This window comes from Paenibacillus sp. BIC5C1 (genome assembly GCF_032399705.1).
Taxonomy (GTDB): domain Bacteria; phylum Bacillota; class Bacilli; order Paenibacillales; family Paenibacillaceae; genus Paenibacillus; species Paenibacillus taichungensis_A.
The window spans coordinates 2,153,047-2,177,960 of the sequence record NZ_CP135922.1 but is presented as its reverse complement, the minus strand read 5'-3'; the positions used below and the strand labels follow the sequence as shown (position 1 = coordinate 2,177,960).

At 47.0% G+C, this 24,914-nt stretch carries 25 protein-coding genes; 8 read left to right on the top strand and 17 right to left on the bottom strand.

Annotated elements, in window-relative coordinates; genetic code table 11:
• Nucleotide 1 precedes the first annotated feature (1 nt).
• From RS891_RS10020 to RS891_RS10005, 4 genes are read right to left on the bottom strand one after another with little or no spacing between them, the layout of a single operon-like run.
• Nucleotides 2–778: an ABC transporter ATP-binding protein gene (locus RS891_RS10020; protein WP_113052792.1), complete on the bottom strand. Its 777-nt coding sequence runs from the start codon at nt 776–778 to the stop codon at nt 2–4.
• Between the two features lie 27 nt (nt 779–805).
• Complete coding sequence (locus RS891_RS10015; RefSeq protein WP_113052793.1) at nt 806–1,861, bottom strand: ABC transporter substrate-binding protein; 1,056 nt, start codon at nt 1,859–1,861, stop codon at nt 806–808.
• Nucleotides 1,862–1,882: 21 nt separating this feature from the next.
• A complete protein-coding gene (locus RS891_RS10010; RefSeq protein ID WP_113052794.1) occupies nt 1,883–3,322 on the bottom strand; it encodes an aryl-sulfate sulfotransferase in 1,440 nt (479 codons plus the stop codon).
• Nucleotides 3,323–3,368: 46 nt separating this feature from the next.
• Nucleotides 3,369–3,926, bottom strand: coding sequence for a MarR family winged helix-turn-helix transcriptional regulator (locus tag RS891_RS10005; protein WP_315795193.1), 558 nt, complete (start codon nt 3,924–3,926; stop codon nt 3,369–3,371).
• 358 nt (nt 3,927–4,284) lie between these two features.
• Here RS891_RS10005 and RS891_RS10000 point away from each other — a divergent pair, with 358 nt between their 5' ends.
• Nucleotides 4,285–4,692: a hypothetical protein gene (locus tag RS891_RS10000; protein WP_315795192.1), complete on the top strand. Its 408-nt coding sequence runs from the start codon at nt 4,285–4,287 to the stop codon at nt 4,690–4,692.
• Between the two features lie 122 nt (nt 4,693–4,814).
• Here the strand turns inward: RS891_RS10000 and RS891_RS09995 are convergent, their stop codons facing one another.
• The 6 genes from RS891_RS09995 to hemE all read right to left on the bottom strand — a co-directional run bounded on the left by RS891_RS09995 (nt 4,815) and on the right by hemE (nt 11,364).
• The gene (locus RS891_RS09995; protein WP_315795191.1) at nt 4,815–5,450 is read right to left on the bottom strand and encodes a fumarylacetoacetate hydrolase family protein; all 636 of its coding nucleotides are present in this window, start codon (nt 5,448–5,450) and stop codon (nt 4,815–4,817) included.
• 105 nt (nt 5,451–5,555) lie between these two features.
• Nucleotides 5,556–6,308: a glycerophosphodiester phosphodiesterase gene (locus RS891_RS09990; RefSeq protein WP_113052798.1), complete on the bottom strand. Its 753-nt coding sequence runs from the start codon at nt 6,306–6,308 to the stop codon at nt 5,556–5,558.
• A 31-nt stretch (nt 6,309–6,339) separates the two neighbouring features.
• Complete coding sequence (locus RS891_RS09985; protein ID WP_113052799.1) at nt 6,340–7,749, bottom strand: CapA family protein; 1,410 nt, start codon at nt 7,747–7,749, stop codon at nt 6,340–6,342.
• Nucleotides 7,750–7,932: 183 nt separating this feature from the next.
• Nucleotides 7,933–9,357 carry a protoporphyrinogen oxidase gene (gene hemY, locus RS891_RS09980; RefSeq protein ID WP_113052800.1) on the bottom strand — a complete coding sequence of 475 codons (1,425 nt, stop codon included), beginning with the start codon at nt 9,355–9,357 and terminating at the stop codon, nt 7,933–7,935.
• Nucleotides 9,357–10,307 carry a ferrochelatase gene (hemH, locus tag RS891_RS09975; RefSeq protein WP_315795190.1) on the bottom strand — a complete coding sequence of 317 codons (951 nt, stop codon included), beginning with the start codon at nt 10,305–10,307 and terminating at the stop codon, nt 9,357–9,359. The genes hemY and hemH overlap by 1 nt, the downstream gene beginning before the upstream one ends.
• Nucleotides 10,300–11,364, bottom strand: coding sequence for a uroporphyrinogen decarboxylase (hemE, locus tag RS891_RS09970; protein WP_063564891.1), 1,065 nt, complete (start codon nt 11,362–11,364; stop codon nt 10,300–10,302). Before hemE ends, hemH begins: the two co-directional genes overlap by 8 nt.
• A gap of 204 nt (nt 11,365–11,568) precedes the next feature.
• Here hemE and RS891_RS09965 point away from each other — a divergent pair, with 204 nt between their 5' ends.
• Nucleotides 11,569–12,780 (top strand): MFS transporter, encoded by a 1,212-nt coding sequence (locus RS891_RS09965; RefSeq protein WP_315795189.1) that lies wholly within the window; start codon nt 11,569–11,571, stop codon nt 12,778–12,780.
• A 94-nt stretch (nt 12,781–12,874) separates the two neighbouring features.
• Here RS891_RS09965 and RS891_RS09960 read toward each other — a convergent pair whose 3' ends face one another.
• The gene (locus RS891_RS09960) at nt 12,875–14,104 is read right to left on the bottom strand and encodes a cytochrome P450 (RefSeq protein WP_315795188.1); all 1,230 of its coding nucleotides are present in this window, start codon (nt 14,102–14,104) and stop codon (nt 12,875–12,877) included.
• 509 nt (nt 14,105–14,613) lie between these two features.
• Between RS891_RS09960 and RS891_RS09955 the strand changes: the two genes are divergently transcribed.
• Nucleotides 14,614–15,825 carry an asparaginase gene (locus RS891_RS09955; RefSeq protein ID WP_315795187.1) on the top strand — a complete coding sequence of 404 codons (1,212 nt, stop codon included), beginning with the start codon at nt 14,614–14,616 and terminating at the stop codon, nt 15,823–15,825.
• Between the two features lie 139 nt (nt 15,826–15,964).
• Here RS891_RS09955 and RS891_RS09950 read toward each other — a convergent pair whose 3' ends face one another.
• Nucleotides 15,965–16,597 (bottom strand): O-methyltransferase, encoded by a 633-nt coding sequence (locus RS891_RS09950; RefSeq protein WP_113052805.1) that lies wholly within the window; start codon nt 16,595–16,597, stop codon nt 15,965–15,967.
• 241 nt (nt 16,598–16,838) lie between these two features.
• Between RS891_RS09950 and RS891_RS09945 the strand changes: the two genes are divergently transcribed.
• From RS891_RS09945 to RS891_RS09930, 4 genes are all read left to right on the top strand, one after another.
• Nucleotides 16,839–17,990 carry a THUMP domain-containing class I SAM-dependent RNA methyltransferase gene (locus RS891_RS09945; RefSeq protein WP_113052806.1) on the top strand — a complete coding sequence of 384 codons (1,152 nt, stop codon included), beginning with the start codon at nt 16,839–16,841 and terminating at the stop codon, nt 17,988–17,990.
• Between the two features lie 213 nt (nt 17,991–18,203).
• Nucleotides 18,204–20,201, top strand: coding sequence for an LTA synthase family protein (locus tag RS891_RS09940; protein WP_315795186.1), 1,998 nt, complete (start codon nt 18,204–18,206; stop codon nt 20,199–20,201).
• Between the two features lie 94 nt (nt 20,202–20,295).
• A complete protein-coding gene (locus RS891_RS09935; protein ID WP_113052881.1) occupies nt 20,296–20,721 on the top strand; it encodes a cytidine deaminase in 426 nt (141 codons plus the stop codon).
• A 156-nt stretch (nt 20,722–20,877) separates the two neighbouring features.
• A complete protein-coding gene (locus RS891_RS09930) occupies nt 20,878–21,612 on the top strand; it encodes a DsbA family oxidoreductase (protein ID WP_113052808.1) in 735 nt (244 codons plus the stop codon).
• A 367-nt stretch (nt 21,613–21,979) separates the two neighbouring features.
• On the opposite strand, the gene RS891_RS09925 is transcribed toward RS891_RS09930, so the two are convergent.
• Both RS891_RS09925 and RS891_RS09920 read right to left on the bottom strand, forming a co-directional pair.
• Nucleotides 21,980–22,810 (bottom strand): aldo/keto reductase, encoded by an 831-nt coding sequence (locus tag RS891_RS09925; RefSeq protein WP_024629201.1) that lies wholly within the window; start codon nt 22,808–22,810, stop codon nt 21,980–21,982.
• A gap of 174 nt (nt 22,811–22,984) precedes the next feature.
• Nucleotides 22,985–23,266: a hypothetical protein gene (locus RS891_RS09920; RefSeq protein ID WP_315795185.1), complete on the bottom strand. Its 282-nt coding sequence runs from the start codon at nt 23,264–23,266 to the stop codon at nt 22,985–22,987.
• A 197-nt stretch (nt 23,267–23,463) separates the two neighbouring features.
• Here RS891_RS09920 and RS891_RS09915 point away from each other — a divergent pair, with 197 nt between their 5' ends.
• The gene (locus RS891_RS09915) at nt 23,464–23,862 is read left to right on the top strand and encodes a hypothetical protein (RefSeq protein ID WP_315795184.1); all 399 of its coding nucleotides are present in this window, start codon (nt 23,464–23,466) and stop codon (nt 23,860–23,862) included.
• Between the two features lie 90 nt (nt 23,863–23,952).
• Here RS891_RS09915 and RS891_RS09910 read toward each other — a convergent pair whose 3' ends face one another.
• The 3 genes from RS891_RS09910 to RS891_RS09900 all read right to left on the bottom strand — a co-directional run bounded on the left by RS891_RS09910 (nt 23,953) and on the right by RS891_RS09900 (nt 24,900).
• Nucleotides 23,953–24,174 (bottom strand): YuzB family protein, encoded by a 222-nt coding sequence (locus tag RS891_RS09910; protein WP_024629198.1) that lies wholly within the window; start codon nt 24,172–24,174, stop codon nt 23,953–23,955.
• A gap of 21 nt (nt 24,175–24,195) precedes the next feature.
• A complete protein-coding gene (locus RS891_RS09905; RefSeq protein ID WP_064639226.1) occupies nt 24,196–24,498 on the bottom strand; it encodes an iron-sulfur cluster assembly accessory protein in 303 nt (100 codons plus the stop codon).
• A 144-nt stretch (nt 24,499–24,642) separates the two neighbouring features.
• Complete coding sequence (locus RS891_RS09900) at nt 24,643–24,900, bottom strand: hypothetical protein (RefSeq protein ID WP_113052811.1); 258 nt, start codon at nt 24,898–24,900, stop codon at nt 24,643–24,645.
• Nucleotides 24,901–24,914: the final 14 nt, after the last annotated feature.

The window sequence follows — 24,914 nt, the reverse complement described above, 5'->3', positions numbered from 1 at the left end:
ATTATTCTTCAAAATGGCTTTGAATCTGGTCATATAGGGTGTTGAACTCCGATGAAGCAATATTCCTAGGATAAGACAGAGCATTATCGTAAATATCCGTTATCTTGGAAGAAGGCCCCACTGACATAATTCCAATCCGTTGACCCAGCAACAGCGCCTCCTGAATATCATGAGTGACAAAAATAACAGTCTTATGAGTTTCCTGCCAAATATTTACTAGCTCTTTCTGCATCGTACGCCGAGTCATTGCATCCAAGGCTCCAAATGGTTCATCCATCAACAGGATGGCCGAATCGTTGGCTAACACCCGGGCCAATTGCACCCGCTGCTTCATGCCACCTGACAATTCCTTTGGAAATTTGGCTTCATGACTCCCCAGTCCAACCAGCTCAATGTATCGGTCTGATATTGTACGCCGCTGAGACTTTGGCACCTTGGCCATCCGAAGTCCAAACTCCACATTCTCCCTGACGGTAAGCCACGGGAAGAGTGAAGAATCCGCCTGCTGGAATACCATGGCTCGATCCTTGCCCGGTCGATCGATCTCCTTATTATCCACCTTGAGCTGCCCCCCCGACTTGGAGATAAAGCCTGCAATCATATTTAGAAGTGTGGACTTGCCACATCCGCTGGGACCAAGCAGGACAAAAAATTCCCCTCCCTTGATGACCAGATCAACATCCTTGATAATATAGTGAACATCCCCATGGGTGGGGGCATTGTATGTTTTGCGAAGCTGCTCGATACGAATTGTATGCTGATCTGCAGGTAAAGACATGAGAACACCTCCAATGCAATTTGCGAGTTATTTACTATAAGTCACTTTATCTGGCAGTGTCTGCTTCAGGGGTTCCAGGTTCAGTTTGCTATCGAGATCAAAATCATGTTCGATGATCCCGTTATCCACCATATACTGCTTCTGCCCTGCCAGACTATCATATGCTGCCTGGGTAAATCCAACTTCCCAAGGATTGATTGGAAGGTCCTTCAAGGTGGCCTCCTTAGGCTGCTTGGTTTCCTTATACATCAGGTCCGCAACCTCTTCAGGATGTGCCTGGGCATACACGGAGGCTTCATTCAGCGCCGCGAGAAAACCACTCACCGTTTCCGGGTTTGCCTGGATGAACTCATTGCTTGCCACGAGCCCCATTCCAAGGCGTACAGGTGTTTGGGACATATCCGTAAGTTGATGTACCCCTTCAAGCGCATCGAACTTATCCGTTAAGGCGGAACCGATGACCCAGGTTGCATCTAGATCACCCTGCTTTAGTGCAATGTAGGATTCGTCAAATGCTCCCTGACCCACCTGGGTTACATCATTTAGATCCAATCCCTGGTCCTTCAAATATTCATCCCACAGGTAAGGAATAAATGTACCGCGGATGAAACTTACTTTTTTACCCTTCAGATCTGCACCACTCTGTATATCGTTCTTGGCATACAATTTCCATGCAGCAGCCGCTTCATTCGTAGCCTGACCTGCGGAAGCAATAACAGAGTAATCCCCTTTTGCCAAAGCGTTCAATACAGGAAAGTCAGCCCCGTACGCAATATCCACCTGCTTGATAAACAGTGCATTTACACCTTCCGCTGGTGAACCAAACGTAATGCTCTCTGCATCAATGCCTCGGCTTGCAAAGAAACCTTTGGCAATGGCTACCCTGAACGTTGGGTTTGTACTTGTATCTGCGATCCGGATTTTCACTTTTTTGGCCTCTGTGCCGGATGCGCCTTTTGCTTCGGATACCGTTTCGTTTGCTGAACATCCCGATAATATCAATAACAGTGATAAGAGCATCAATAATGCACCAGTTAAGGTGGACGGTTTTCTCACAGTATGCACCCCATTCGTTCTAATCATTGTTCGTCGCTCTTCGCCACCTCACTTGCCTTCATCTGACGTTGCCACACAGGCTGCACCTTCAACAAACGGCAGTGTTACCTCAACACTTACAACGGATGAAGAGCCTTTGGGCGCTGCGCCCGGCACTCTGTAGGCAGACACATCAATCGCTTCAATAGCAACCTCCTGCGGCTTCTCCAACTGTGGTACCCAGTGATAAGGCACACGATACGAACGATAGACCATATTGGTGTTCCGTCCATCCTTATAAGGGGATATATATTCCCAAACCAGCTCATACTCGGATGTAACCTCGAACAGTCTTCCATTGGAGCCCTCAGTAATTAGCGTGTTTCCATTAGGTAATCGCTGAGCGGAGCTAATATACGGGCTATAAAATTTATAGGAATCTGTCGGAACGGAAAATCCAGCTTCTGCGGATGTATATTGCCAAACAATCTCCAGGGTCACCGGATTGATCTCCAGCACACGTGAATGATCGCGAACGGCATGTTTCAAGCCATATGGAGAAGCTGGGTTAGGCAGACCATAACCGGCCCAGCCGCCATTGTCGAATACCAGCAGATTCCCTTCTCCGGGCAAACCTTGGGGAATGATATGTGCATGATGCTGTCCAATAATGGTGCCGATATGCTTCACTTCAGGCAAAGAGTAATCGGGACCTAATCTCCATACGATCTTTCCACTCTGTCTGTCGGTAATTGCGATAATATTTGCTTCTCTGGCATCCCAGATAATATTGTCGGGATGGAACCGCTCGTCTCCATTTTCATAGAAATGGTTTGGACCCACATAAGAAGCTGAATTAATATGTAGCCAATCGCCCACCCCACCACCGAGATGTCCAAATGAGCGTGTGTTCGGGTCACGGAACAGAACATTACGGGCGGCCTCATCGAATCCAAGTTCCTCAAAGTGCTCGTTCGGCAGCCATTCCCATAATACATTTCCCTCCCAATCGACTTCTATAATCGCATCATCAAGCAAAGGTTTATCCGAAATGGATGGGTTATTCACATTTTTATGAGCAAGAATCAGTGTCTTCCCGCTCTGTGTCTTTGGTGCGAGCCCAGGAGCGTAATAGCCGACTGGATTGCCTTCACGTTGGAAATCATGGTGCTGACGAGCGTACCACAGCGGTTCATATCCCGGATCTTCGATGTGTTCGTAGCTATTGTATTTCCACACAATGTTGCCATCCCAATCTACCTGGACCAAATCGACGTTGTCCTGGATACCGAACTTCGGATCCCTTCGCCCCGTGCTGCCCAATACGAAGCCACCGGGGAATACTTTGGCCGGAAAACCCAGTAGCCCTTTCCACAGGTGAACCTCCTTACCATTCATATCAATCAGTACTACACCTTCCTCCCCTGCCTGATACACGGTATAACCACCCCAAGCCTTAATAGGGTTATATACGGTTGCCCCGGTTGGATAAATTGTTGAATGCCCCATTGATCATCTCTCCCTTGGATTGTTTGTTTTCACATCGGATCAAACGCTAATAACTGAGATAGTTGCTCTTTCCGGTACTCTCCCTCTGCTTCCGTTCAGGGTCACTTTCGGTGGATGGATCGTGTTCCTGCCTCCCGTTGTTCTCTGCCAATTCCAACAGCGTATCCGAGAACCCCTCCAGATTCGCAATCACCCGCTCATAAAATTGGCTTTGCTGCTCCAGTTCCTCCGTGGTAAAGCCCTCAAACAGAAGCGTGATACATCGGGCACCGATATTGCTGTTACGCGCAAACATCTCCCGTCCACTGGCAGTAATGTCCAGCAGAACTGTCCGGCGGTCATCTTCCTTGCGCCTGCGGATCGTAAGTCCCTTTTTCTCCAATTTGTCTGTTAAAGCTGTAATGGCACCTGAAGTGAAGTCCAGTTGTTCAGCCAAATCCCCCAGCCGCTGTTCCCCTTCACGAATGATTTTGTGCAGGATGAGCATGCCTGGTAGACTGACCCCCTCTACCGATATGCGATCTCGTTCTTTCACGAATCGTCTGACCATTTTGCGGAACAACCAATCCGTCTTCTCCAACGCTTCCCAGTCGTTATTGCTCATTTCATCCTCCCTGTCTAACTGAAACGGCAGCAAATACGAAAAAAGGCTCCCGTGGACATTCCATAGTGGAGTAGTCCCGGGAGCCTTTGGTGGTCCAATCAGCTCGCTACTGTTCAATTTATTTCACTGTTCATTTAATGAGTGTTAAAATAATTGAGTTCATCATATAACCCACTAACCCAACCTGTCAAGTATGAATTTAATTTTATTTTTTCGTAGCTAGATGTCCCTCATATTTAAATTACTTATCCGGTTTTAAGTTTCACTTCAGCTTTCCCGGTTACACTATCCTCAGAGCGTTACATCAAACCAGCTACGATTCAATTCGTACTTAACCATAGAAATGAGGATGACACATATGAATATGAAGCGCGTAATCATTGTCGGAACAATGATTGTCACCATGTCTTTCGCCGGAACAGCCTGGGGCAGATCAGCGATAACCCCTATACCTTTGACGAAATGGTCCATCGTTAACATAGATACCAAAGACAATAGTGGAGATGAGTTGCTGAGTGCTCTGAATCAAAAGTCGGAAGATGACTTGGTTCAGGATCTGTACGCGGGTAAATCGCTGAGGATGATTGCAGATGAGAACGCTGGTGACTTTAACGAGGTTGTCGCATTGCAAATAAGGCAGCTCAAGGAGCAGTTAGATCAACGACTCGCAAGTGGAAGTATTAGCGCTGAGCAGCACGCAGCGCACAGTAGTGAACTGGAAGAGTTAGTCACGGAGAGTGCCAATACAGCCTACAGCTTCGCTTAAATGAAAAGTCTCCCATGTGCTATGGCAGAGAATGAGGGCACGCCAAAAAGGAGCGTCGAAACGCCCCTTTATCTGTTGGTTTCATATTTACTCTAAGTAAGCAGATTGATGATGCATGGTACTTACTGAACTGCTGCTGTAATCGTACATTTGCCCAAGGAGTCGCCGCCCCAGGCCAGTTCAAGCACATCTCCTGCTGCCGTTGGTCCAACCCCTTCTGGTGTACCTGTAAAGATGACATCTCCTGATCCCAGTCCGTAATGATGACCTACATAATCCACAATGTCCTGTAGACTGAAGATCATGTTACGAATATTGCCCCGTTGGACCTCGGCACCGTTCTTGGTGAGTGTAAAGTCTTTCTCAAGAAGAGCCTGGGCCCCCGGAAATGGCTGGAATGCAGTAATCGGAGCCGAGTTCTTGAACCCTTTGGCTGCAGTCCACGGATGTCCCTTTTTCTTAATGACTGTCTGTACGTCACGTAATGTAAAATCAATCCCAAATGCATACGCGTCAACCAACTCATCTACAGCCATACCCGGCTCATAATCCCGCCCGATTTGAATGACCAGTTCAGCCTCATAATGAACTTCGCCCTTTGTCGCAGGCAATTGCAGCGTTTCACTATTCAAGGCCACAACCGCATGGGAAGGCTTCATAAAGATCATCGGTTCATCCGGAACCGCGTTACCCAATTCTTCTGCATGAAGTTTATAATTTCGTCCTACACAATATACATTGCGAATGTTTGTCAGCATGGATTTAACGACCACCTTTATCGGATTCATTAGCGTATATGGAGCATGTTCATCTTTTTATTATATAAGTACATATCATATTTTCGCTATTCAAAAAAATGGAGTTTATGGTCTGAAAAATCGACTGCTCGTTTCATGAAAAGCCTGCTCCCACACATCAGGCCGGTTTGTGCATAACATCAGCTCCGGATCAATCGCCGCAAGACGCTTCATGATGGTTTTATCATCCACTGTCCAGGCCATTACCTGAATGCCTTCGATACGCATCTCGCGCATAAGCGATTTGTCCACATTGGTGTATCCGATAGAAAGAAAATTGCAATTCATCTGCCGCAGCACTGCTGCCAGATCCCCTGGCCGTGCATCGATAATCAAACCTGTTTTGAACTCCGGAGCCAGTTTCTTCACTTCAACCAGAGCCGCAGGTTCAAACGAAGTGATGACCACATCATGCTGCATATGCCTTTTCCTCACCTCATGAATAACCGCTGCTGGCAGACCGGGATACATGTTCCCTTGCGTTTTCAATTCGATATTCAATCGAACTTTTCCACAGGAACGTTCCAGTACTTCACTAAGCGAAGGAACACGTTCCCCTTTATAAGCTTTTCCTTTCCAAGATCCCGCATCCAGCTGCTGAATATCTGCCCAGTCCTTTTCCCGAACTAATCCTTTTCCATTCGTAGTCCGATCAAAAGTAAAATCATGAATAACCACCGGCACACCATCACGTGACAGCTGTACATCCAACTCCATCCACTGAACTTCAGGCTGTTCCATGGCAAGCAGAAATGCAGCCATCGTATTTTCTGGTGCAATGGACGAAAAACCACGGTGCGCTACACAAAGGTTGTTCATTTCATCCCCTCCTAAATAAATAAATTGAATCTTATTTTACCGTTGCGAATCCATTCGCATCAAAACGAATACCTGGCGAAAGCTGGGTCATCTGCTCCAGCAGAAGTTTGTTGGCTTGATCTACCATGGGAATCGCCTGACCCAACCCTGCTTCATATGGGATAACCTTCATGTTACATTTGGCATCCTTACTACAGCTCGCCTGGAAAATCGCTGTTTTCCACGTTTCCTCTGTCGTTGATTTCGAGAAAATAAAGTTGCCTGTACTATATGCAATCCATTTGCCTTTGTAGTACTCTACCCCTTGCAAGACATGAGGATGCCCACCAATGACCAGATCAGCTCCGGCATCTACAAATTCATGCGCCAGTCGGGTCTGATCATTGTTCGGTGTGCTGACCCGTTCTTCTCCCCAGTGTGCAACAACGATAACCAAATCAGCCTTTTGACGGGCTTCCTGAATTGCTTTTACCGCTCCAGTAGAATCATAAGTCTCGGCAACACCTGCCCGATTCCCTTCCGCTTTCCAGCTCGTTTCAGGCACAACCCGACTGAATCCAAGCAGTGCAATCTTCATGCCTTTGCGCTCCAGATATGCTGGTGCATACGCCTCATCCCTATTCATACCCGCCCCTGTGTGCGCAATACCATATTGGTCAAGATAAGTTAACGTATCGACCAAGCCTTCTACACCTTGATCCAGGATATGATTGTTGGCCAGATTCACCGCATCAAATCCTGCTGAAACCATCGCTTCGAGCGCTTTTGGCGAAGACTTGTATACATAGGTTTTGTCTGCTGCACCAGTTCCACCAAGGGTTACTGGAGTTTCAAGGTTACCAATGGTCAGATCATCTTCCTTGAACAAGTTGCCGAGCTTTGCAAAGGGATAGTCATAACCATTCTTATCCAACAATTCAGCCACTTTGCCCGAAAACTGGATATCCCCAACAAAGTTAATGGTTATATCTTTTGCCGAATTAGATGGCTGTTTCGTCTCATTCCCTGTACCTTCACTCCCCTTGGAACCGGAAGAAGCAGAAGTATCCGACGTTTTTTTCGTTCCCGTATCTGTCTTTCCATTTGCCTTGGAATCTGCAGCATCAGGCTTTTTCTCACCAGACTTACCGCCGGAATTTTCAGTTACCTGTTTGTCAGAATCCTCCGATCCTTCATCCGAAGTAGTACCCTCCTCCGAATCCGTGTCAGGTGAACTCACCTGATCTCCACCCTGAGGCCCCTCTTCATTCACAGGTTCCTGATTCACAGCCGTTTCTGTCAACGCTGGGTCTATTCGTTGCTCCTGCATACCTACTGCGTAATAGATGCCGACAAGTCCAATTGCCGCAATCAATACCAGATTAATGATCCAAATCCGGCGTTTGCGAGCACGTTTCACTTTTTTCTTTTGTACACTTCGTTTTGATCTTGGGGGATACATAGGCAGCTCCTCTTCTTCACAGCAATCCTTATCATATTATATCAGGCATATTCTGGATTTCCATCATTCCTTGGAAGTGCAAACATTGAAAGAGTTTACTTCTCTCACCTTTTCGCTTTATGGTACAAAAAAGGCCGTCTCCCCTGTAGAAAAACTCTACGTTCGAGACAGCCATAACGTTAATTATTTTGCATCAATCAATTGTGTAGCTTGAACTGACATTTCCTTCGCCTGTTTGATACAGTCAGGCAAGCCTACCCCTTCATAACCAGCGCCCGCAATGTAAACCCCCGGCAATTTGCTGCCAAGTTCATCCCGGAGTGCTGCAATCTGCTGCAAATGACCTACCGGATACTGCGGCATGGATTTGCGGAGCCGAGTAATTTCCGAGAAGATCGGAACGGCCTCTACGCCCATCGTTTCACGTAAGTCCTTGAGGACCAGATCCGTCAGTGCATCATCCGGGAGTTCCACATTCTGTTCGTCTCCCGAACGGCCAACATAACAACGAAGCAGTACTTTGTCATCCGGGCTGGTGTGCAGCCACTTGGTTGATGTCCATGTACATGCTGTAATATTGCGGCCTTCCTTACGCGGAACGAGGAAACCCGATCCATCAAATACATGTTCGATATCCTTTTTCTCAAAAGCCAGCACAACATTCGCTACCGATACGTAATTGATGGCATCCAGAGCCGCTGTATCCACATGCGGTTGCAGCAGTTCGGATGCAACATACGTAGGCACGGTAATGACTACATCATCTGCTTCAAGACGCTCTCCGTTATCCAGCTGAATGCTATATCTGGCTGCATCTCCAGTCTGAACCTCCAGGGATTGCACGGAAGTGTTCAGCCGTTGATCCACGTCCTGCAATTCATGGACAAGCGCATGAACCAGACTCTGCAAGCCCTGACGGAAGTTCAGAAAAGCACTCCTCTTCGTTCCCGTATGAGTCTCTGCCGGTTTGCGGCCAGTCATCATTCCCCGGATCAAACTACCGTAATCCCGCTCCACTTCGCCAAATTGCGGGAAGGTTGCCTGAAGACTCAATCTCCGCATGTCACCTGCATAGATGCCCGCAAGCAGCGGCTCAGTTAGGTTTTCCAGCACTTCCGCTCCAAGTCGGCGTTCAATCATATAACCGAGCGATTCATCCTCTGTTGTACGACGGGGAGGGATGACAAAATCCATTAAAGCCCTCAGCTTGCCTGCCGGAGATACAAGGCCACTTCTCAGAAACGGTCTCAACTCCGTCGGAATGCCAAGAACAAGTCCTGCCGGCATAGGATGCAGCTTGCCACGCTGCATGATGTACGTTTTTTTGGATTCCGGATTTTGGCTGACCAGCTCATGGTCTATTTCCAGCTCTTTAGCCAAATCAATCATCGCCGTTTTGCGGGCAAGGAAAGAATCCGGCCCCTTCTCGATGACGAATCCATCCCGGTGTAGCGTCTCGATCATGCCACCCATGGAAGAACTCTTCTCAACCAAGGTAATGACAGGTTCAACCCCTGCTTCCCGGTAATGCTTCCGGATATAAAATGCCGCGCTTAGGCCGGTCAGACCTCCGCCGACAACAACGACACGACGTTTATGGTCATCCATTACTCATCCGTTCCTTGCTGCCACTGGCTAATAATGACGTCACTTAACGTTTCCATGTAAAGTGGGTCACTATTGAGAGAATCGATACGCATAAGGCGCATGTCCATCTCTTTGGCAATCGCTTTGGCTTCAATATCAAGATCATAGAGCACTTCCAGATGATCCGATACGAATCCAATCGGTGCTACAAGCACATCTTCCACCTGTTCACGAGCAAGATCCTGAAGCGTGTCCAGAATATCAGGGCCCAGCCACGGCTCCGCCGTCCGCCCTGCACTTTGCCACGTGAACTGCCAGTTCGTAATTCCTAAACGGGAAGCAATGACTTCCGAAGTCTCCAGCAGTTGCTGCGGATATGGATCACCGATATCTACAATTCGTGCAGGCAGACTGTGTGCACTGAACAGCACGCGTACATCCCCGCGTTTGGCTCCAGCTTCCTCGAAAGCATCCAATTTGGCGCTAACACGTGTGGAGAGAGCCTGAATCAATTTCGGGTGCAGATGATAACTCTCAATGAAGGACATCTGGATACCCAGTTCTTCCGCTTTCTCCCGAGCACGCTTGATATAGCTCCCTACACTCATCGTGGAGAAATGTGGTGCCAGTACGATGCCTATTGCAGTTTGAACTCCATCCTTCGCCATCTGTTCCACGCCATCCTCAATGAACGGATACGCATGCTTCAACCCTTGATAACAACGGAATTCAACCTCATTGGAACGACCATCCTTGTTTAACGTCTCCTGGAGGGCTTTAACCTGATTATCCGTGTTTTCCCGAAGAGGGAACACACCCCCAACAATCGCTTCATAACGGTCGGTCAATTCCTTCAGTTGTTCCGGTTCAGGTGGACGTCCTCTCCGGATATGTGTGTAATATGCTTCAATACTTTCCATATTCTCAGGCGTGCCATACGACATCACCAGTACACCTACTGTATTAGTCATTAGTAACCGTCACCCCAGTCTTCAATGCTTCAGCAGAATATTCATGAATATACGCCGTGAGTTCTCTTAATTTATCCAAAGATGCTTCAGGAAATAGTCCGTGCCCCAGATTGAAAATATACCCTGGCTCCTTGATACCTTCGTCAATAATCAGTTTGGCATGCTGCTTAATCAGATCCATCGGTGCAGTCAGCACATAAGGGTCAAGGTTACCTTGTACAGCAAATTTTCCGCCCAGTCGTTTACGTCCCTCGGAGATGGATACTCTCCAATCCAGCCCAATCACATCAGCCTGCAGATCATGCAGGGTTGGCAGCAATTCTCCAGAAGCCACACCCGGGAAATAAATTTTCGGTACATTCAAATCCGATAATTCGGTAAAGATACGAGTAATCGTCGGCAACACATACGTTCTGAAGTCGTTTGGCGAAAGCGCGCCAACCCAACTGTCGAACAGTTGGAATGCTTTGCCGCCGTTCGCAATGTGTGCACGGACATATGTAATCACCATATCGCCCAGTTTTTGCATTAATTTATGCCACACTTCAGGTTCACTGTACATCATCGTTTTGGTCCGTATGTACCCTTTGGAAGGTCGGCCTTCAATCAAATAGCTGGCGATGGTAAACGGTGCACCGGCAAACGTAATCAAGGGTACATCGAGTTCCTTGTCCAGAATTCGAATCGTCTCCAGAATATGAGACAGGTCTCCTTCAACATCAATGGGACGCAAACGATCCACATCTGCCGCCGTGCGGATTGGATTGTCTATAACAGGTCCAATATTTTTAACAATATCAAAATCTATACCGAGTGAAGCAACCGGATTCATAATATCGGAATACAAAATAGCCGCATCCACACCAAGTTTACGTACCGGCATGAGTGTAACTTCAGCTGCTAGCTCAGGTTGACGGCAAATTTCGAGCAAAGAATACTTTTCCTTAATCTTGCGATATTCGGGATCATAACGCCCAGCCTGACGCATGTACCACACGGGAACACGGTCTACCTGCTGTTTGAAGCTGGCCTGAATCAGACGATCATTATAGCTCATGTAAGAAGCCTCCAATAGTTTTTGGACTCATAAATAACATTATGCCCTTTTTAAAGAGCGGTAACAACCACGTGTCGATCTGTTCCGATGACAATACTATGACATTCCTTACATCCCCTCACCCATATGCAAATTATGTTATAATGAAAGAATCGTGTTTTTTTGAAACGTTGCAGAAACGATCGGAAAGGAAGTGAAAGCACTTTGAAAACATGGAAAGTAAACCTCATTGTGCTTTGGTTTGGACAATTTCTGGTCAACTCGGGCATGACCATGATCACCCCATTTTTGTCCCTTTATCTCGCCAAGGATCTTGGCGTGGTTGGTGAGCATGAGATTGGCATATGGGCGGGATTTATATTTGCTGCCAACTTCCTCACCTCATTTTTGTTCCAGCCTTTGTGGGGCAAATTGTCTGACAAGTACGGCCGAAAAATTATGTTGCTGCGTTCCGGATTCGGGATGGCGATTGTTATCGCCTTGATGGGTTTTGCACAGAACCCGTGGCAGCTCCTTTTATTACGTCTGCTCAACGGTACGATCTCTGGCTTCAACCCGGCAGCAGTTGCGCTGATCTCGGGTACAACGCCGAAGGATCGTATGGGTTTCGCCATGGGTATCAGCCAGTCCGGCCAGGTTGCCGGTACGATTCTGGGTCCGCTAATCGGCGGTTTGCTCGCTGATGCAGTAGGTTTCCGCCCTATCTTTTATATTACTGGCGGACTGATCTTCGCAGCTTCGATGCTCGCCATGTTCCTGGTCAGAGAGAAGTTTGACCGTAAGGAAGCAGCCAAACTGCCGGAACAATCCGTATTGTCCGGTTTGAAGGAACTGAACAAGTCGCCCCAGTTACCTGCATTGTTCGCTGTAACATTCCTGCTGCAATTTGCCATGATCAGTCCGATGTCACTCTTGCCGCTGTATGTACAGAAGTTACACGGTTCGGATGTCAACGTCGCCTTCTGGGCAGGACTTGTCGGTGCAGTCACGGGATTGTCCAACATGGCCATGTCCCCGATTCTCGGAAAGCTCAGTGACAGGATTGGTTCACACAAGGTATTAACATTTTCTCTTATAGGAACAGGGCTCATGCTTATACCTCAAGCTTTCGTGCAGACGGTATGGCAGCTCATCATCGTCCGTTTCATGATGGGTGTGTTCATGGGTGGCCTGCTTCCAAGTGTCAATGCGCTCATTCGCTCCTATACGCCAGATAGCATGATTAGCCGGGCGTTCAGCTTTAATACGAGCACACTCGCATTGGGTAACATGCTTGGAGCCGTAATCGGCGGATTTATGGCCGGGTTCATCGGCATCGAAGGATTGTTCATCGTCTCTGGTGGTCTGCTGCTGCTCAACATGGTGTGGGTGAGATTCAAGCTGTACAAAAAGCCTCCTCTGCTCAGAGAATCATGACGCTTCGATTCAAATGATATTTATTCTTAAGAAAAAGCCGCTTTCAGTGCCTATCAGGCATGAAAGCGGCTTTTCACATTCATTTGTTCAAACCTTAACATTGATTCATTGCGTCAGAGGGCTTGTGAATTAAACTCTTGAATTGAATCGGATATTCTTTAACGCCAAATACAAAAGCACTTTGAATTGGCTGCAAAACCGTATCGGGCACAAGCTGGATATCTTCCATTTGGCGAAGCATCGTCTGAAGTACAACCCTCGCCTCAAGTCGTGCGAGTGGTGCACCGAGACAGAAATGAATACCAAACCCAAAACCCATATGTCTATTCGGCTTGCGGTCAGGCAAGAATTTCTCTGCCTGATCGAATTGACCACCGTCCCGGTTGGCCGATCCTACCCAGGATATCACCTGTTCCCCGGCCTGAATCGTTTGTCCGTTCAATTCTACGTTTTCTTTGGCAATACGCCCAATAGCCACAATTGGAGGATAATAACGCAACGTTTCCTCTACCGCAGTGGGGATAAGTTCAGGGTGTTCTCGCAGCTGCTGTTGAAGCTCAGGCTGCTCTGACAGAATACGAACAGCATTGGTAATTAGATTGGTTGTGGTTTCATTACCGGCAGCAAGTAACAAGATGCAAAATCCGACCACTTCCTCTGCCGTTAGCTTCTCCCCTTCAATCTCCGCAGCAAGCAGCAAAGAGATCAGATCATCCTCTGGTCGCTGACGTATTTCTTCCATAATGGCCGTGAAGTAGCTCGCCAGTTCCTGCTGGTTCCGTTTCTTTTCTTCCATCAATTCCTGGAAAGCTTCATCACTGTCATCCCGCGCACCCTTCACAAGTGCATCAGACCAGTCTTTAAACTTCTGGCGATCTGAGGCAGGGACGCCAATCAATTCGGCAATCACGATAACCGGAAGTGGAGTAGCAAGATCATCGATAAGACGCATACGACCTTCTGAAAAGTGCGGAGTTAATAATTCATCAGCGATTTCCTGAATACGCGGAGCTAATGCTTCGATCGCTCTAGGTGTGAACGCCTGATTAACCAGGTCCCGCAGTTGTTTGTGCTTAGGCGGATCTGTAGTAAGCATGCTGGCGTTGGCACGATCACGTTCAGAAGAGAACAGTTTAGGGTTTTTCAACACATATTGCACATCTTCATAACGGAAAATATCCCAGCATTCTCGATGGTTGTCATAGCGGACTGGAGTATTTTCACGAAGTTCAGCGTACACCTGGAAGGGAAGTAATTGTTGCTCCACCGCCTCCAGCTCCCGGATCGGAATGTAATTGGCATACTTTCTGGGGGCTCGGTTCATCGTTTCTCCTCCAATCATTAATATATATTTATTTACATATTGAAATCACCATATATTATAGACTCAACACTGCCGGCATACAAATATTTGGCAATAATTGAGCCTCTTTTCCTAGATCGTATTACAAAAATCATCAAGACTCGCTAACTTACACCCTCATTATTCGTTATGGATAAGATCACTTCTGCTATGGACGATCCTGCAACACTTCCCCCCAAAATCTCCTTCTAAATCTATCAGGCCGAAAGACTCATATGTAATAAAATATTACATTAAAAATCATTTTTTATGATTCCATATTCCCCATCCTCTTTTTTTATCTTCTCATATTCATTCATAAAACCTAATAAATACGATATATACTCTACATTTCTATTAATGTAACCGATTACTCTACCTTTATCTACAATTGTCATATTATTTAACATGAAATACAATCAATTTGAATTCATATACATATCATCCTCAACAAACATCACACGAAACTAACCTGAAGGAGAGTGCTATTCATGAAAAAAACTTCAAATCTTCGTCCTTGGGCTGTATGGAGCACAGCCGCTTTGACGGCTCTGACCATTTCCCTGTCCCCCATCGGGACCTATGCAGCTCAGGCAGCTACGGTAGAAGTGAGCGGTACCACCAGTGCGGTTCAGGCCGCATCATCCACTCCGGCTCGCAATACAACCATCCCTGCTCTATCAGATTCGTTCAAACAATCCGCACTGCCTAATGTTCTGGTCATTGGAACGGGTGGTACGATTGCAGGTCAATCCGAGGATGCAACCAGCTTCCAGAACTATAAAGCCGGTACACTCCCGATTGGAGAAATGGTCGACGCCTTACCGGACAAACAGAAGATTGCAGATGTTAGCACACTCCAATTCGGAAATTCAGGTTCAGGCTCTTATACCATGGCTGATCTCTATGATTTATCTCAGACGGTAGATAAAGCTCTGGCTCAGTATGACAGCGTTGTGGTTACCACCGGTACAGATACCATGGAGGAAATCGCCTACTTCCTCGACATGACCGTACAAAGTGATAAACCCGTTGTCATTACGGGGTCCATGCGCCCTTGGACGGTTATCGGCTCAGATGCACAAGCGAATCTGTACAACGCCATCAAGCTCGCAGGCAGCGGGCGCACGACTTCATTTGGGACCGTGCTGATGTTGAACGATACCATTCAATTGGCACGTGGCGTGACCAAAACGAATGATTATCGAACAGACACGTTCGAAACCCCAATGCTTGGTGCAGTAGGTTATATTGATGAAGAAAACATTCGAATTTACCGTGCTCCTGCACGTGCCTTGAAGCCTGAAGGTACATTAAAACCGGCATTCGACCTAAGCAAAATCACGAAGGCAGATCTCGCCAAGGTTGAAATTGCGATTTCCTATCAGGAAGCTGGCGGCGAGGCTATTGAAGGATTTGTGAAAGGCGGCGCCAAGGGAATCGTAACGTCTGGTACAGGAGCAGGCGGTATTTCCAGAGCGATGGGACAAGCACGTACCAAGGCGGTGGAGGATGGTGTAATCTTCGTAACGACCACTCGGACAGGTTCAGGCAGTGTATATGGCGGAGGGAAAGGCGTTATCGCGGGTGACAACCTCAGTCCTCAGCAAGCACGCATTTTGTTGATGCTTGGCCTATCCTTCAGCGATGATTTTGACACGATCAAAAAATGGTTTGAGACTTACGGAACACCGGAAGTATAATAGCCACTCTTATAACTTCTCTCCAATTAAGCAGAAAGAGACGATAATCCCCTGAGATTCAGGAGTGTTATCGTCTCTTTCTTTTCGAATTGTCTGCGCATGCCACCCGTTTTAACGGATCTGTATCTGTATCTTTTTCTTATTTTACCCAGGCCAGAGCCAGACCATCATAATCCGGCAGCATCGTTGTTACGAGGCGCGGGTCACTCGCCATCTGCTCGTTGAAGCGTCGAACCGCGAGGACAGCCGGACCCTGCTTGTCCGGATTCAGCGTACGGCCGCGCAGGAAACAGTTATCTCCCACAATGACCGCCCCGGGCCGCGCGAGCTTAATGGCGTAATCGAGATAAACGGGATAATTCTCTTTGTCTGCATCAATGAAGAAGAAGTCGAAGGTACGCCCTTCCTGCGCCAGCTTCTCCAGACTGTCGGCTGCGGGGCCGATTCGATATTCGACCTTATCTCCAAACCCCCCTTCCTCCAGATGACCACGAGCCATCGCTGCGTATTCCTCTTTCAGTTCCAGCGAAGTCAGTGTTCCACCGTCACTTAGACCGCGAGCAAGACAGATACCGCTATATCCACCCAGCACACCGATTTCGAGTACAGCCTCCGCTTTTGATGTCTTCGCGAGAAAAGTGAGCAACCGGCCATAGGCCGCTGCAACCGAAACTTCCGGCATGCCGTTCGATCGGATGGCTTCTTTTACCTTTAACAAGAGATCATCCTCTTGAAATAATTGATTTACATATTCGTCAGGGGTCAGATTCACCGCTAAAATCCTCCTTGGACACTTGGACTGCTTTCCATATGGATGCCAATGTTCTATAATAAATGTTTGTTGTCAAACACAGGCGGTTGAACTGCTGCATCGGCTCGAAAGATGAATGCATGAGCGCACCGCATTTCTCATTGTAAGTTTTTTCACGGAAAGCGGCAAGGCCGCACCGTCACTATACAGCTTAGAGAAGGAAATTCCTTCTCCGGCTTGAAATGGAGTTGAAATGAATCACATGGCTCAATTGCAATTGATTGCGACCTCGGCGATGGGACTCGAGGCTGTTGTCGCCCGGGAACTGAAGCAACTGGGGTATGAGGATGTTACGATCGACAATGGCCGGGTTTTCTTCACTGGAGATTATATTGATATCTGCCGGTGTAATCTGTGGCTGAGAAGTTCCGATCGGGTGTTGATCAAAATGGGTGAATTCCCGGCGACAACGTTCGATGAATTATTTGAAGGTACCAAAGCATTACCTTGGGAGGAATGGATTCCAGCCGATGGCGAATTTCCGGTAGAAGGTCGCTCCCACAAGTCTCAGCTGAGCAGCGTGCCTGCATCACAAGGGATCGTGAAGAAAGCAATCGTAGAGAAACTGAAGCTGACTTATGACACGGAGTGGTTCCCAGAGGATGGGTCTCGTTATGTGATTGAGGTCATTCTGTTGAACGATCGGGCTCTGCTTACGCTGGATACAACTGGACCTGGTCTGCACAAACGTGGTTATCGCAAACTGGTAACTGAAGCTCCGCTCAAAGAAACGCTTGCTGCGGCGCTTATTCAGCTCAGTCGCTGGAATGTATCCCGCCCCTTCTATGATCCATGTTGCGGATCAGGTACAATGCTGATTGAAGCCGCCATGATCGGCTGGAACATTGCACCAGGACTGCGTCGGACCTTTAACTCCGAGAACTGGGCTGTCATTCCTGAAGAATTGTGGGAACAGGCGCGCGAAGAAGCATTTGACGCGGTTCGCGACGATATTCCATTGCAAATTTCGGGCAGTGACATCGATCCGGAAGCCATTGAAGTTGCGCAGGCAGCAATCAAGAGTGCCGGCTTCGCCAAGGATATTGAAGTCAGCGTCCTGCCAGCTCATCGTGCAAGACCACAGGGTGAATATGGTGTCATTATTACCAACCCTCCATATGGTGAACGTTTGAGTGAAGAGAAAGAAGTACAGAAGCTGCTTCGTTCTTTAGGGCGCAGTTACCTCGATTTGCCGACATGGTCCTTTTTCGCCATCACGTCGACCAAATCGTTCGAGGAAGACTTCGGCCACAAGGCAGACAAGCGCCGCAAGTTGTTCAATGGACGCATCGAAACCCAATATTATCAGTATTTGGGCCCACTGCCTCCACGTAACAAAACACCACAACAATAATAATATTAGAATGATCAAGCGCCCCTGCCTTCCACGGCTGGGGCGTTTTTTTGTATGTATTTCAGGAGACTTATGGATGATCTTGATAACATTGCTTCCGCATGAAGTTTTTATCCCCTGGGCATAGTTGAAAAGCCATGACACCACGCTATAATGGATAAAGTCCTATTTTACATTCCGTTAACAAAACCATTCATCAGGGAGGAGACATATATGTTTGTCACTAAGCCAACACGCGGCCTTACGCCGCGCGGGCTTCTGAGTCATCCACTTACGTTATATCTTATTTTTCTTGTACTCATGCTGCTCAAATTAATGTGGCTTCACCACAATCTGCACGCCTACAACATTACGATGGGGCTTCTGGACAAAGTGATTGCCATCGGTTCGCTGCTGCTTCTGTCCTTCTGGACCTGGTGGTTGCCTCGCCGGGGCATGATTATATCACTCGTTATGCTCAATCTGCTGCTCACTGCACTGATTTATGCGGATATGGTTTATTATCGCTACTTTCAGGATTTTTTAACGATTCCTGTGCTGATGCAAGCCAGACAGGTCGACGCTTTGGGAGACAGCATCGCTACGCTAATCTACGCCAGTGATCTGTGGTTTTTCGTCGATTGGCTGGTGGTTATCCCATATGCAGCAATCCTTCTTTTCAGCAAACGTAACCGTCGGGGAGATTACAGCGCATATTCGAACGGGTTAAACTCTTACTCATCAAACTCCCGCAAAACAACCATGCGTCGTCGACTCACCGCAGGTAGCATCGCCCTGGTGTTGGGTCTGGGGCTCGCGGTTGGTCCGATTTATTTTTATAGTAAAACCTGGGCAAAAGGGTTGTTCGATAACAACTGGTGGAACGTATCCATGTACAATGTTACCGGACTCCTTGCTTTTCATGGCTATGATCTGTACAACTATGCCAAAGACCAGCTTGGCTCTGGACCGGAGGTCGATCCTGCCGATCTCGAACAGGCGGAAGCTTATTTCGCCAACAGACAACAGGCAGATCCACCGAAGGATGTGATGTTTGGCAAGTACAAAGACAGCAATGTAATCATTGTCCAAGGTGAAGCCTTCATGAATTTCATGATTGGCCAGAGCATTGGCGGACAGGAAATTACGCCTCATTTTAACGAGCTGATGAAGGAAAGCCAGTACTACAGTCACTTTTATCATCAGACAGGTCAGGGACGGACATCGGATGCCGACTTTGGAGCCAATATTTCATTGCATCCGCTGTCGGTTGGATCCGCATTTGTCCGTTACGCAGACCACAGTTACGATTCCCTGCCTTCTATCTTGAAGGATCATGGTTATAGTACGAATGTATTTCATGCCTATGAGAGCGGATTTTGGAATCGTTATACGATGTATCAGAATATGAATTATGACAAGTTTTACAGTAAAAATGATTTTGAACAGGATGACCCGCTTGGCTGGTCGCTCTCCGATGATTCCTTTTTCCGCCAATCGGTTGAGAAAATGAGCAGTGAGGTTGCAGAACCGTTCTATTCATTCCTTATTACGCTCAGCAGTCATCATCCATACGCGTTGCCCCAGGATAAACAGCAGCTGGATGTCGGGGAATTCAAAGGAACGATGTTTGGCAACTATCTGCAATCCGTTCATTACGTGGATTCTGCGCTCGGTAACATGGTGGAAGACCTGAAAAATCGGGGATTGTGGGACAAAACGATCTTCATGTTCTATGGGGATCACGATAATTCCATCAAGGAGCAGCCTCAATATGAGAAATTTCTCGGACGTTCGCTGACTGATCTGGATATGGAGCAGATTATGAACGAAGTGCCTTTGCTCGTGCATCTGCCTGACGGAGCCGCGGCGGGAACGATTGACGAGCCTGCCGGACAACTGGATGTTACACCTTCCGTACTGCATCTGCTGGGGATATCAGATCAATCCTACTACCACATGGGCAACGATGTGTACAACGGTTCCTCCCGCATGGTGGTATTGCGCAGCGGTGCATTTACAGATGGCTCCCTGTTCTATATTCCTTCGGATGATTACATCTATGACAGCGGATCCTGTTACGATCTGTCTACAGGCACCAAAACGGATATTAATGCTTGCCGACCTGCTCATGAGGAAGCAACGAAACGACTGCATGTGTCAGATACGGTTAATACGTTTGACCTGATCTCGCGTTTTCGCGAGCAGCAAGCGTCTGATTCCGAATCCTAACAAACACTAAGCGGAACATTGCACCGACAGAAATGTATTATTCATTTTTCAAAGCTAAGCCGACACTACACTGAAATGGAGCTAATGCATGACCATGACGTCACATCCAGATCAATTCAATATTGAACAAAAGCTGTTCGAAGAAGCAGCAAACTTTGTCAAACATCGCTACCCTCAAGGGTGGGGTGGGGCGGCTGCCGTTTATACTGAATCTGGCTCGCTGTTAATCAGCGTAGCTCCAGAAGTGATTAATGACGCCACACACTTATGTATGGAAACAGGAGCCTATCTGGAAGCACACAAATTAAACGAGCGTGTCACCCACTCGATCTGCGTGGCACGTGACGATGAGTACTCGGCATTCAAGGTCCTCACCCCTTGTGGTGTGTGCCAAGAACGACTGTTTTTCTGGGGAGAAGACGTGAAAGCTGCCGTATACGACCCGGATGGCACTTTAATTTACAAGAGATTGGACGAAATTCAGCCTTACCATTGGACCAAAGCATACCGGGATAAATAAGAAGTTAAACTACAAGTGTTGAGAGTGCAATCCGTTGCATGCTTCAGCACTTCTTTTTTTGAGGCTGGGAATAACCACAACCTTGCGAATGATGGAAAGTCGCTATATAATTGTAACTGTATTGGTTTCATTTATAGATAATGGAGGTTTTAATGCATGAATATTGAAATATGGTCCGACTTTATGTGTCCTTTCTGTTATATTGGCAAACGTCGTTTGGAGAATGTACTGGCACAATTCCCACACCGCGATGATGTGAAATTACAGTTCAAAAGTTTCGAACTCGATCCAAATGCTGAATTGAACAGTGGCAAAACCAACGCGGAATATCTCGCTGCCAAATACAATATGAGTGTGGAGCAGGCACGTGGCATGAATGCACAGATGAACGCCAATGCTCGTACAGCTGGACTGGAATACAACATTGATGAGATGATTCCTACCAACTCTTTCTCTGCTCACCGGCTGACCCATTGGGCAGAAACACAAGGAAAAATGCTTGAACTGAGCGAACGATTATTTCAAGCGATTTTCATTGAAGGCAAACATGTCGGCAATACCGATGTACTGATCCAGTTAGCTGAAGAAGTCGGTCTGGACCGCAATGCCGCAGCAGAAGTCTTGTCAAGCAATCAATTCGCAGACCAAGTGCGTGCTGACCAGGCCGAAGGCGAACAGTTAGGCATCCGGGGTGTGCCGTTTTTCGTATTTGATCGCAAGTTCGCTGTATCTGGCGCTCAACCGGATGAAGTGTTCCTTGACGCTATTCAGAAAGCTTGGGACGAGCGTTCCCCTTTCACCATGGTAGAGTCCAACACCACTGACACAGATGGCAGTGGAGTGTGCACAGAAGACGGCTGCGAGGTTCCGCAACCGGATCAATCCAAATAACAATAAAGCAGCAGGATCAAGGGGTTTCCCTTGATCCTGCTGCTTTATTTAAATCCATCCACATAAGATGAACTCATAATTTACACTATAACGGAGAGGGCAGAACGAATCTGGAGAAGCGGCGCTAAAAGCTTTCTGAAAGAAAGCTGCAACGGAAGCATACACTTCGCATTTATCACTGGATGTTACCCTTTGAAGATAGGGAATTCCAAAAATCCGGGGATAACAGCGATCGAAAGATTGTTCTGCACACGTAGTTGCATAGTGTAAAGGATTATGCTTTCATTTTATATCACGAAGAACGATCCGTCACCGGAACATCCACAAGCAGATCATTAAACACTCATTTTGGAATTGAGCTACATGCTCAATCCCAAAATAGCTGATCCGGATGTGGTCCCGTCCGTTTATCCGAATCCAGCGCATCAATTAGTTTCAGCTCATCAGGAGTCAATTCAAAATCAAAGATGTCCGCATTCTCACGAATCCGCTCAGGGGTAACCGATTTCGGAATCGTCACGATTTGGTTCTGGATATCCCAGCGCAGAATAACCTGTGCCGGTGTTTTTCCGTATTTCTGTGCCAGACTTTTCAAGGCCGATTCCTTGTTCAGTTTACCTCTCATAATGGGGCTCCACGCCTCCAATTGAATACCCTGCTCCCCACAGAAATCCTGCAGCTCCTGTTGAATCAGACCTGGATGCAGTTCCACCTGATTCACCGCAGGTACCGTCCCACCTTCATCTATGATATCGCGCAGATGGTGTACTTCAAAATTACTTACACCAATGGCACGTACGCTTCCTTCACTATATAGACGTTCGAATGCTCTCCACGTCTCTTTATACTGGTCTCTGCCAGGCCAATGAATTAAGTATAGATCAATGACATTTAATCCAAGCGCCTTCTGACTGGCCTCAAATGCTCTCAAAGTCGAATCAAACCCTTGGTCCTCATTCCACAGCTTTGTTGTTACAAACAGCTCATTACGGGCAATACCACTGCTCGCTATAGCCTGTCCCACTTCCTCTTCATTTCCATAGACGGACGCCGTATCAATGCTACGATATCCAACTTCCAATGCAGTCTCCACTGCTTGTTGTACTTCTTTACCTTTTGCTCGATAGGTCCCAAATCCCAGCCATGGCATCGTCACGCCGTTGTTCAGAATCGTACAATCTGTAATATGTTTTGTCATTCTGTACCTCCTGTGTGAAATTTGCCTGCTCTTGGTCTATTAACCTTCTCACCAAATTTTAAGCGGCACTTCACACACAGTTTGGCTGAGATCAACTTCTTGGGGTCATTCAAAAAAGACATGAATAACCCGCAAAGCACTGCTGCTCTGCGGGTTCTGGTGTGACAGGAACGCCTATAGATCCCCTTGCCCATTCTGACTCTGGATCGAGTTCAATCTTCTCTTCTCCTCAATGAACATCTCTTCTGCCAACTCAACACCCTGACCTCCAAGCGAACGTTCAGCTTGACGCATGGCCTGCTCGGTATGTGCCAAACGACGCTCTGCCTGTTCAATGGTCTGTTCTGTTGGATGTGACATTGCCTGTGAAACGGCAAAATGAAGTTTGTTCACTGCATTCTGCGCCTGGGATACGGTCGTATCGGCTTGCAAACTGGAATCATAAAGCTTCGGCATGAGTATTCCTCCTTGGGATCATGTTCCTGTTACCCCTATAGCATGGTTGACATCGGCCCTCCTTATTCTTCTTTTGCTGAAACAATGACGAATCGCTCTGCTTTCTCCAAGATAGAGATGAAAATCAATATTTTGTATAACCTTTTCCAGTCTAATGCGTTTATTTGATAAGTACCTTTTCACAAGGAGGTGTGTGTTTGAAGAATTTTGGGTTTGTTTTCATTCTGCTATCTTTATTGCTACTTACCAGCGGCTGTACACCTTCGACGTATGAAATAACGGGATATACAGGCTCCCCCATTAATAGCGAGATTCCGGTTCCCGTGAATGCAAAGCAGCTAAGCATAACAACACATTCAGACAACCCAAACATTCAAACAGGCATTACATATGAATTGAAACATATCGGGGGTGAACAAGGATTATATGTACCATCCGATTATTTTGAAAAGTTATCCGAAGCCGGATGGGTTGAGGTGGAAGAAGAGCGTATGGGGAATATTCATTTTTTTAAAAAAAGCGATACGGTCATCGCCATTGAGATTCAAGAGGATACCTTTGATATTTTTGAAATGATGCAGGGCTTCACCTTTTAATCTGTACCATTTCCGAAAAAAAATAAAAAAGAGAGGCCGCGGCCTCTCTTTCCTGTCGTGGACAAGTTTGCCCACTGCATATCCATATAATTACTTCACGAATTTCGCTACTTTTGCAAGCACTTCTTCTTCTGACGGAGCACTGATGTACCGACCGTTGATGAAGACAAAAGCACGCTTCGCGCAAGGACCACAATACGATTTGCAACCAATTTTGATCTCCGTATCCGGAGCCATTTTCTCCAACTTGGCCACAATCGATTTTAGTCTGATATGATTACATTTTTCGCATACGCGGATATCGTTAGCCATGAGTTCCCCTTCTTCGCTCCCTTAGTGGTCGCCGTGGTTGCCTTTGGATGGGTTCGTAATAACGAAGCCTTCTTCAGGGAAGTAAAGGTAATCAATTTTAACGCCATCCAGCAAAGGCTGATCATTCTCAATAATAACGTCAATCTCTTTATCGGTAGATACAACCGTATCATTTTCTTTTGGCGTATCGATATCGAGTCCGTAGTGGGCATGATCTCCGTGTGCATGTGTGATCACAACGCGCAGCAATTTACCTTCGTTCTCAGGCTTGTCCAGTTCAAGTTTCAATACTTTCGCGGCATTACGTGTAATTTTGCAGTTCATTTCATTCATCTCCTATATCTTAATTGCTGGTTCCAACAATTTTTCAGTATTTCTAAACTCCAGCATCTATTGTAAAGAAAATTACTGCGCTTCGCAATAACATTGATGCAAAATCGATGTTAAAACCACCCATTTTGTGTCGGATTAAGACGACGCACCCGCTGCAAGTACCGGATATTTGCGCTCCGCACGACTTACAAACCAGTTCATCAGCAACAACGTAACCCCGATATCATCTATAGGCATAAACGGCATCACGTCAGGAAGCACCCAGTAGAGCAGCGCTGGAATGATGAACAGCAGCTTCTCACTCAAAGGGATCTGCGGAGCCCGCAACAGACGCGGCAGCCGTTTGAATACTTGTGTCCATCGTTTGAATGACAGCAGTCTTCTCCACTTCATATGAACCCCTCCGT